Source organism: Streptomyces sp. SID10853, from assembly GCF_010548145.1.
GTDB lineage: Bacteria > Actinomycetota > Actinomycetes > Streptomycetales > Streptomycetaceae > Streptomyces.
Genome location: NZ_JAAGLN010000030.1, coordinates 36997 through 46075, shown reverse-complemented (window position 1 = coordinate 46075; position 9079 = coordinate 36997). Strand labels below are relative to the sequence as shown.

The 9079-nt window shown below is 70.3% G+C and carries 5 protein-coding genes and 1 pseudogene; 2 read left to right on the top strand and 4 right to left on the bottom strand.

Annotated elements, in window-relative coordinates; translation table 11 throughout:
- Together G3I19_RS09120 and G3I19_RS09115 are read left to right on the top strand one after the other, a co-directional pair.
- A pseudogene (locus tag G3I19_RS09120) lies at window positions 1–1354 on the top strand (D-alanyl-D-alanine carboxypeptidase); the annotation flags it as partial.
- Window positions 1355–1657: 303 nt separating this feature from the next.
- On the top strand, window positions 1658–3430 hold the full coding sequence (locus G3I19_RS09115) for an MFS transporter (RefSeq protein WP_203599362.1): 1773 nt from the start codon (window positions 1658–1660) through the stop codon (window positions 3428–3430).
- A gap of 39 nt (window positions 3431–3469) precedes the next feature.
- Here the strand turns inward: G3I19_RS09115 and G3I19_RS09110 are convergent, their stop codons facing one another.
- The 4 genes from G3I19_RS09110 to G3I19_RS09095 are packed head-to-tail and all read right to left on the bottom strand — an operon-like array spanning window position 3470 to window position 8958.
- The gene (locus G3I19_RS09110; protein ID WP_164261788.1) at window positions 3470–4558 is read right to left on the bottom strand and encodes an NlpC/P60 family protein; all 1089 of its coding nucleotides are present in this window, start codon (window positions 4556–4558) and stop codon (window positions 3470–3472) included.
- 9 nt (window positions 4559–4567) lie between these two features.
- The gene (locus G3I19_RS09105) at window positions 4568–5050 is read right to left on the bottom strand and encodes a poly-gamma-glutamate biosynthesis protein PgsC/CapC (protein ID WP_073738471.1); all 483 of its coding nucleotides are present in this window, start codon (window positions 5048–5050) and stop codon (window positions 4568–4570) included.
- Window positions 5047–6621, bottom strand: coding sequence for a poly-gamma-glutamate synthase PgsB (gene pgsB / locus G3I19_RS09100; protein ID WP_343235034.1), 1575 nt, complete (start codon window positions 6619–6621; stop codon window positions 5047–5049). The genes G3I19_RS09105 and pgsB overlap by 4 nt, the downstream gene beginning before the upstream one ends.
- Window positions 6622–6627: 6 nt before the next feature.
- Window positions 6628–8958 carry a cache and HAMP domain-containing protein gene (locus G3I19_RS09095; RefSeq protein ID WP_239074087.1) on the bottom strand — a complete coding sequence of 777 codons (2331 nt, stop codon included), beginning with the start codon at window positions 8956–8958 and terminating at the stop codon, window positions 6628–6630.
- Between the last annotated feature and the right edge of the window lie 121 nt (window positions 8959–9079).

Here is a 9079-nt window from a genome sequence, read left to right as displayed (position 1 = left end):
CGCCGCTCCGGCCGGCGCGGCAGCCCCCGCGCAGCCCGCCATCGTCGAGCCGACCCGGCAGCAGCCGCTGCCGCCCAAGCCGCCGCTCGACCTGCTCGCCGAGCTGACCAACAAGCCGGCCGCGCCGGAGACCCCGGTGCGCACCGTCGTCAGGCGGTTCAAGATCTGGACACCGCTGGTCGTCCTGCTGCTGATCATCTTTGCAGTCGTACAGTCCGTGCGGCCGCTGCCCGACCCGAGCCTGACCCTGACCTCCGCGCCGTCGTACTCCTTCGGCGGGTCCAAGGTGACACTCCCCTGGCCGAACGAGGGCCAGGGGAAGATCTCCGTGGCGGGGCTCGGCGCCGTGGACAGTTTCGGGACCGAGAAGCCCGTACCGATCGCGAGCATGGCCAAGTCGATGACGGCCTACCTGATCATGCGGGACCACCCGATGAAGCCCGGCGCGAAGGGCGCGTCGATCCCGGTCGACGCCACGGCCGAGAAGGAGGGCCACTACGACCAGAGCGCCAATGAGTCGACTCTCAACACCATCAAGAAGGGCGACGTCCTCTCCGAGAAGGACGCGCTCAGCGCGATCATGATCCCGTCCGCGAACAACGTCGCGCGGCTGCTCGCCCGCTGGGACGCGGGCTCGGAAGCGGCGTTCGTGAAGAAGATGAACGACACCGCCAAGAAGCTCGGGATGACGCAGACGAAGTACACCGACCCGTCCGGCCTGACCGCCTCCACGGTCAGCACGGCCGACGACCAGGTGAAGCTGGGCCAGGAGCTCGTGAAGATGCCGTCGCTGATGGACATCACGAAGCTCCCGAGCTGGACCGACCCGTCGGGCAAGACCTGGAGCAACTACAACAGGCTGGTCCCCTACAACGGCGCGATCGGCATCAAGACCGGCTCCACCACCAACGCCGGTGCCAGCCTGCTCTTCGCCGCGAAGCAGCAGGTCGGCGGCACGACGCAGTACATCGTCGGAGCGATCCTCTCGCAGCACAAGACGCCGATCATCGACACGGTGAACGCGGTGAGCAAGTCGGCGCTGCTGGCCACCGAATCCGCGCTCACCTCGCGGAACGTGGTGAAGAAGGGGCAGGTCGTCGGGTACGTCGACGACGGGCTCGGCGGGCAGACCCCGGTCGTGGCCACGAAGGACTTCGAGGCGGCGGGCTGGGCCGGTCTGAAGGTCGACATCAAGATCGGCTCCAACAAGACCATCCCGCACTCGGCGAAGGCCGGAACGGTCGTCGGCCGGCTGACCGTCGGCTCGGGACCCGGCAAGGTCACCGCACCGGTCGCCCTCCAGGGAGACCTCGCCAAGCCCGGCTTCGGAGCGAAGCTGACCCGCATCGGCTGAGTATCCGACCGGGTATCCGACCGGGTGTCCGGGGCGTCCGACCGGGCATCCGACCGGGCGTCCGAGTGAGCATCAGGGCTGCCGCCGCCGGCCTCCACGACCGGCGGCGGCAGCCCTTTTCGTACGTGTTAGCGTCGCTGGGCAACTCTGGGCGCGGGGACTGCGTCCTCCTTCGCAGGAGAGCGAGCCTTGGTGACCACTGCAGACCCGACACGTGAAGAAGGCGGAGGAAGCCCCCGCGCCGGGGGCCGCACCGGCCTGCTCTCACGGGGGGACGGGTCGCCGCAGCGGCCTTCCGGCCGGATGCCGTGGGCCTGGCTGACCGCCCACCCCGTCGTCACCGCGACCGCCGTGGCAGCGGCCACCCACATCCTCTGGTTCTTCTTCTTCGCCAACAGCGGCGGCGACCTCGCGGCGCAGGACGCCTGGGCCGAGTTCGTCGGCCGCCACCCGGCATCCGCGTACAACCTCGCCTGGTACGGCGGGATGCACCCCGTCTCGTACAGCGTGGTCTCGCCGTATCTGATGTCCGTGCTCGGTGTCCGTTCGACGATGATGATCGCCGGGACGGTCTCCGCCGCGCTGACCGCGCTGATCCTCGTCCGGCTGCGCGCGGTCCGCAATCCGCTGCTGTGCGCGCTCGCCGCCGACTTCGCGTACCTCTGCAACGCGCTCTCCGGCCGGGTCACGTTCGGCCTCGGCACGATGTTCGCGGTGGGCGCCGTCGCCGCCGTCTTCTGCTGGCCGCACCGCTGGCGCGAGCGCCGCTGGGCGAAGGCGTGGGTCGCCGCACCGCTCGCCGGGATCGCGACCGCGAGCAGCCCGGTGGCCGGGCTCTTCCTGGGCGTGGTGGCAGCGGCGCTCTTCCTCAACAAGCGGCGTCCCGGCGCCTATGCGCTGGGGCTCGCACCGGTCGTCGTGGTCGCGCTGTCCGCCTGGCTGTTCCCGTTCTCCGGCACCCAGCCGATGTCGGTGGGGACGGCTTCGCTCCCCTTCCTGTACGGGGTGCTCGTCCTCTTCCTCGTCCCCAGGGAGTGGCGCACGGTCCGCACCGGCGCGGCGGTCTACGCGCTGGGCGTCATCCTGACCTGGCTGATCGACTCGCAGATCGGCTCGAACGTCTCCCGGCTGCCGATGATCATCGCGGGCGTGGTGCTGCTCGCGGCGCTGCCGTACACCGTGCCGAAGTCGCGCAAGTGGTACGCGCTGGTGATCGCGTTCATCGGGCTCAACGTGTGGATCGGCTTCAAGGGCGTCGACGACGTGGTGCGCACCGCCCCCGCCGCCTCCTGGACCCGGGAACTCGCCCCGCTGGTCAACGAGCTGCAGAAACACGGCGCTGACAAGGGCCGGGTCGAGGTCGTCCCGGCGAGCAGCCACCGGGAGGCGTCCGCGCTCTCCCCGTACGTCAATCTCGCCCGCGGCTGGAACCGCCAGGCGGACATGGAGCGCAACCCGCTCTTCTACGACGACTCGCTCGACTCCGTCAACTACCGGTCCTGGCTCTCCCGCTGGGCGGTCCGGTATGTCGTCCTGCCCACGGGGGCGCCGGACACCGGCGCCGGCCAGGAGGAGAAGCTCGTCCAGGACGGCCTGCCGTATCTGAAGCGGCTCTGGGGCGACCGGAACTGGCAGCTGTTCGCGGTCGACCGGCCGACGCCGATGGCCGACCCGCCGGGCACCGTGGAGCGCGCGGAGGAGGGTGAGCTGACCGTACGGGTGCACAAGCGCGGCCGGGTGCTGATCCGGATCCCGTACTCACCGTGGCTGGGGCTGGTCGACGCCAAGGGCAAGAGCGTCGAACCGCCGCAGGAGACGGAGGCGTCCAAGGGGCGTGCCGAGGGCGAGCCGAAGGTCTTCAGCAATGTCCAGGGCTGTCTGGTGAAGACGGACAAGGACGCGGACGGCGACGAGTGGACGGAGCTGCTCGCCCCGAAGGCGGGTGTCTACCGGCTAGCGTCGCCGTACCGGCTGCCGCGCGGGACCCCGTGCCCGGACGAGCTGAAGGACAGCCTGCCCGCGGGCGGTCCCGGCCAGCATCTGACCCCGGGCAAGCCGGACTCGGGGCACCCCTGACTGACCTTCGGGCCCGGCCCCGAAGGTCAGCCCAGGCCCTCAGATCCGCTTCGCGCTGCGCAGCGTCGCCGCGTAGTAGCCGTTGCCGTCGAGGCGCGAGGTGCCGCCCTTGTCGCCGATGGTCGGGCCGTTCACCTCTTCACGGCTGGAGACGAAGATGAGGTGGCCGTCCGTGTCATGGCCCATGTACATGCCGACGTGGTCGAGCCGCTGCCCGGTCCGCTGGTCGAGCTTGAAGAACACCAGGTCGCCGGGTTGCAGTACATCGATCGAGGTCGGCCGGTCCGCGGGTGTGATGCCCTTGAGCGGGATGACGTCGGCGCCCAGCTTCGAGCGGGCGATGCCGTTCGCGGTGCGGGGCAGGCCGTCGCCCTGGCCGTCCAGCGGCGCGAGCGGGTAGCGCGCGCGGTAGCCGAAGACCGTCCGCATGAAGCCTGAGCAGTCGATCGCCCGGTAACGCGCCTTCTGCGGCTGCCGGGTGACCCCGTTGCGGAAGGTGTACGGAATGCCGAGGTAGTCGAAGAAGTCCGACTGTTCGAGGCGCAGGTCGTTGCCCTCGCTGCCCTCGGGGTTGATCGGCCCGAAGTTCGCGTCACCCGCGTACGGGACCCCCTCGTCGTCCTTCTTGACCGGCGCCCCTTCCACGTACTGGAAGGCGAAGGCGAAGATGTCGTCCTCCTCGCTGCCGTAGTACTTCTTGAACCAGTCCTGGAACCACTGCTGCTTCTCCGCGCCCTTCTTCCACTTCTCGGGCATCAGCCGCACCCAGCTCTCGCTGACCACCCTCGACTTGGTGTTGGCGGGCTCGGCGAAGGTCCGCGAAGGGCCGGTCAGGGTCGCGGTGCGGGCCTTGTCCGTGAAGGTGGCGAGCACCTTGCCGTCGGCGTCGCGCAGGACGGTACGGGCGGGCGAGTTGAGCCGTTCCCAGGTCTTCCCCGCCTTCAGCGAGTCGCCCGCCGTCCGCAGTCCCGGCTTGTCGGTGACGGCCTGGACGGTGGGCGCCTTGGCCTGTTCGTCCTTGCGCAGCTCGACGGTGAAGTACGCGCTGCCCGCGAGCAGCGCGAGGACGGCGGTGGCATGCAGGACCTTGCGGCCACGCTTCGACTGCTTGGTACGCGGAGCGGTCATGGGATCACCTCAGGCAGACGGGAGGGCGCCGAGCAGGATGCCGGCGGTCAGGACGACATAGGCGAGGAGCGAGACGGAGCCGGTGGCCAGCAGCGTCGCCCCCTTGGGCTGGCGGACCAGCTGGTAGGCGATGAGGCCGGGCACGATGAAGCCGAGTGTCTGGTTGGCGTACATCAGCGGGAACTCCACCTGGAGCACGATCATCACCGTCGCCTGGAGGATCACCCCGGTCAGCACCACGGCTGAGAACAGCCGCTTGCCGTAGAGGATGACGACCTTCTGGAGCAGCAGCACCGAGACGTACGTGAGGACGGTGACGCCGACGACCATCGCGGCGCGCTGCAGATCCTCCACGAGGGTCAGCGCGAGCCAGCCGGGCGTGATCATGCCGCCGGGCGAGAGGTTGGTCGTCAGATAGCAGACCAGGGAGAACATCAGGCCGAGCGCGATACCGATGGCGGCGATCTCGGGCGTCAGGACGGTGGGGATCAACGGGGGTCTCCTGCGCTGTTCTGCCGGCTCTGCTGGTACGGGTCGTGCGAGTCATGCGGGGCGTGCGAGTCATGTACGTCGTGCGGGTCGTGTGCGTCGTGCGGGTCGTGCGGGTCGTGAGCGTCGAGAGGCTCGTGCGGGGCGTGCGGCGGGTTGGCCTGGTCCGGATAGACGGCGGGCTCGAACATGCCGCGCGGCCGGGGCTGTTGCTCGGCCTGCTCGTACGACTGGTGGTGCGGCTGGTAGCGGCTCTCGTACGCCTCCGGGTAGGCGGCGTACGGATCGAGATGCGGCCGGTACTGCTGGAGCCCCAGCGTCTCGTCGTGCCTCGGGTGGTGCGGGTGCTGCGGACCGCGCTCCTCAGGTACGGCGGGCTCCGCGTCCGGGGTCTCGTCCGGCGGGAGCTCGGCGAGGTGCTCCAGGAGCAGTTCGCCCTGGCCGTGGATGTTGCCGATGGCGATGAGCGAGGAGTCGGGGCCGAGCTGCCCGAGCAGCGCGCCCATGAACTCGTCCGGGTCGCGCCGGTCGCCGCCGAGGTCGACCGCGCGGTCGCGCCACTCGGCGGGTATCGCGTCGATGGCGCTCTTCGCGGGGTGCCCGATGACGAAGACCTTCTCCGGCCGGAGATCGGGGATGATCTCGCCCATCTGGCCGTTGCGCTCGACCCGGTCGGGCCGGCAGTTGATCACGACGTGCAGCGGGCGGTGCACGGCGCCCAGGTCGAGCAGCTGGTTGACGTTCATCAGCGTCGACTCGGGGTCGTTGGCCGCGAAGACATTGGCGAACCTGAGCTTCTTGCCGTCGGGCGTCAGATACCGCTCGACGGACAGGACACCCGGGTCCGGCGGGGCGTCGTACATCCCCTTGAGCGCCGTCTCCCGCTCCACACCGAGGAGTTCGGCGACCTTCAGCGCGATGGCGACGTTCTCCTTGAACGTGAACCAGCTGAATCCGCGCAGCTCCTCGTCGCTGACCGTATCCGGGTCGGCGTAGACCAGCTCGCAGTTCCGGGCGTCGGCCTCCTCCTGGAGGATCGCGAACCGGTCGACCTCGGCGGTGACACAAATCCCGTCCTCGGGCATCGAGCGGCAGAGCGAGCGCGCCACGTCGTCCAGGGTCGGGCCCATCTCGGCCAGATGGTCCTCGCGTACGTTGCAGAGCACGCCGATCGTGGAGCGGATCAGCTTGGACTGGTTGATCTCCTGGAGCGCGGGCATCACCGCCATGCACTCGATCACCAGCGCCTGCGGTTCGTAGGAGGCGGCGCGGCGCACGATGCCGATCTGCTCGACCACATTGGCCAGGCCGAACTTCCGGTACACCGGCTCCTCGGTGGCGTCGGGGTGGATGAACCTGGCGGCGGTACCGGTGGTCTTCGCGACGGTCACCAGATCCCCGCCGCGCAGCGCGCCCGCGCAGAGCCGGGTGATGGAGGACTTGCCGCGGATGCCGTTCACCAGGACCCGGGACGGAATCCGCTCCAGGTTGATGAAGTGGCGGCGCTGCTCGACGATCCCCGCGACCAGCAGGATCGCGCAGCAGACCACCAGCACGGTGTAGAGGAACAGCACGTCCGGTCAGGTCCTTTCGGCGTGGGGTGCGGTGGTGGTCTGTGCGTGGGGCGCGGCCGCGGCGGGCGCGGTGTCGCGTTTGGACTGCGCCGGGAGCTGCTGGCGTACGAGCTCCAGGGAACGGGTGACGGCGCCGACCTCGTCGTGGTGGCGGGGGTACAGGACGGTGCGCCGGTCCCCGTCCGCGAGCGCCTCTGCCTGGTCGGCGAGTGCCCGCAGCGGGCGTACGACGACGATGTGCAGCCAGCCGAGGCAGGCGGCGACGGCAGCCATCCCGAGCAGCCCGCCGAGCACCGTGAGGTTCTGTCTGCGGTACTCGGGGATGGCCAGGGAACGGGCGGGCTGCTGGCTGACCACGGTCCAGCCGAGGGTCTTCGCCGCTCCGCCGCCGGCGAAGGGCGCGGCCGCCGCGATCTGCACCGAGCCGCCGTCGCGGTAGAGGATGCCGCTGGGGTGCGCGCTCGTACCGGTCTTCTGGTTGGTGCCGGTGACGAGGGCCCTGAGGCGTTCGCCCGGCAGCCGGTGGAAGGCCCGGTAGCCGGTGTTGCCCGCGATGACCCGTTGGTCGGAGTCGACCACCCGGACCTCACCGAGTCCGGGCCGCTTGAGCAGCGCGTTCAGGAACTCGATGTGGAACTCGCCGATGACCGTGGAGCCGCTGCGGCTGGGAATCCCGGCGTATCCGACGATGAGCGGCTTCTTGCCGGAGTGGTTGAGCACCCGGATGAGATGGCCCGCCTTGGCGCGGCTCACCGGCTGGTGCGGGGTGTCGCCGGCGTGCGCGACGATCTTCCCCGAGGCGTCGACGACGTACAGCGACTGGTAGCGGTCGTGCTCCAGGCGGGTGCGCTCCAGGACGGTGTGCATATCGGCGGGCGAGGTGTCGCTGCCGATCAGCGTGGCCACCGAAAGGAGGTCGGCCTGGCCCTCGTTGAGTGCGCGGCGCACCCGGTCGGTGAGGGTGTCGGTGCGCTCGCGCTGGTCGTTGACGAGCTGCTGCGGTACGACGGCGGTGTCATCGGCGCGGTTGAGGAGCAGCAGCATCGGCGCGCACCAGACGAGCAGCAGCGCGCCGCAGATCAGGAGGAGACCGCGGCTGCCGAATCCGCCGATGCGCGCGAACCTGCGGGGCCGCGGGGGAGCGGTCGCGTCGGCCGGTTCGCCGAGCAGCTGGCGGCGCAGCCGCTCCAGTGCGCGGCCGATCCTGGCCGCCTCGCCGTACGAGGGGGAGCTGACCGGGCGGGTCAGGTCGCCGCGGGTCAGCCTGCGGCTCTCCAGGAAGAGCCGGATCAGGGGCCGCTGGACGGTGCCGAGCAGCAGCGCGACGGCGAGGGCCCCGATGACGACCAGGGCGCCGGCCGCGGTCAGGCCGAAGAGCGGGCCTGCGACCGCGGTGGGGTTCTCGGACACCGGGACCATGGCGACGACGCTGAGGCCGAGACCGGTGGCGATGGTCGGCTCGCCTGGCTGGGGCCCGGCGAGCGAGGCGTATCCGGCGACGCTGCGGTCGCCCGTGTGGACATCGCCCACCAGGCTTCCGCTGACACCGGGGAAGCCACCGGAGCCGGGCTCCCTGGCCGAGATGGGGTTACGGCGGACCTTGACGGCCGCCGTCCTGGCGAAGCTCCTGAGCTGTTTGTCGGCGCGTTTGGCGTCGGCGCGCTGGGTGGCGGTCCGCACCTGCTCGGGCTCGGGGATGCCGTCGCTGGAGAGGATCTCCGCCGCGGTGTCGATGACGGCGATGGAGCGGAACTGGCCCAGGCTGATGCCGGGGAAGCGCAGATTGCTGGAGGCGACCAGGAGTTGCTGCGGGGCACCGGGCCAGGACAGCACGGCGAAGGAGAGCAGCCGGGTCTCGCCGTTGGCGAGCCGGACCATGCGGGGGCTGAGGCCGTCCTTGGCGCTGAGCTTGGCCGTGTCGACGGCGGTGAGGGGGACGTTCTCACCGCGGGCGGCCAGCAGTTTGCCGGACGAGATCTGGACGACGGCGGTGCCCGTCCACTTCTGGTAGACGCTGCTGACCTTGTCGAGTACGGCGTCGGGCGACGCGGGCGCCCCGGCGTTGAAGAGGCTCGCGGTCCTGGCCAGGTCGGTGAAGCTCTCGTCGATCGAGGCGCGCAGCGCGATGGCGCCGTCCTCGGCGAACTGCTGCTGCGAGGTCAGCACCGCCTCGGGGACCGGGTCCTGCACCGTACGCCCGAGGTTGAGTGCCGTGATCCCGGCCAGGGAGAGCAGCAGGACCGAGAGGACCGCGATGGGCGGTCGTATGCCACCCAGCAGCGACATGTCGGCCCGGCGGCGGACCTTGTGTCGCCGCTTCGCAGGCGTGGCGGCCATGAGCATTCCCTTTCCTGGGACTTCGGTGAGCGGAACAGCGTGTGGGCGGGGCAGGAGGCGAGCGCGACGGAGCTTGATCGTCGGAACGGCGTCGCGAACATGCATGACACGTTCGAATTGG

Coding starts and splice junctions, on each gene's coding strand:
- G3I19_RS09095 (WP_239074087.1), bottom strand. CDS start 8,958: ATGGCCGCCACGCCTGCGAAGCGGCGACACAAGGTCCGCCGCCGGGCC.
- G3I19_RS09110 (WP_164261788.1), bottom strand. CDS start 4,558: ATGACCGCTCCGCGTACCAAGCAGTCGAAGCGTGGCCGCAAGGTCCTG.
- G3I19_RS09115 (WP_203599362.1), top strand. CDS start 1,658: ATGCCGTGGGCCTGGCTGACCGCCCACCCCGTCGTCACCGCGACCGCC.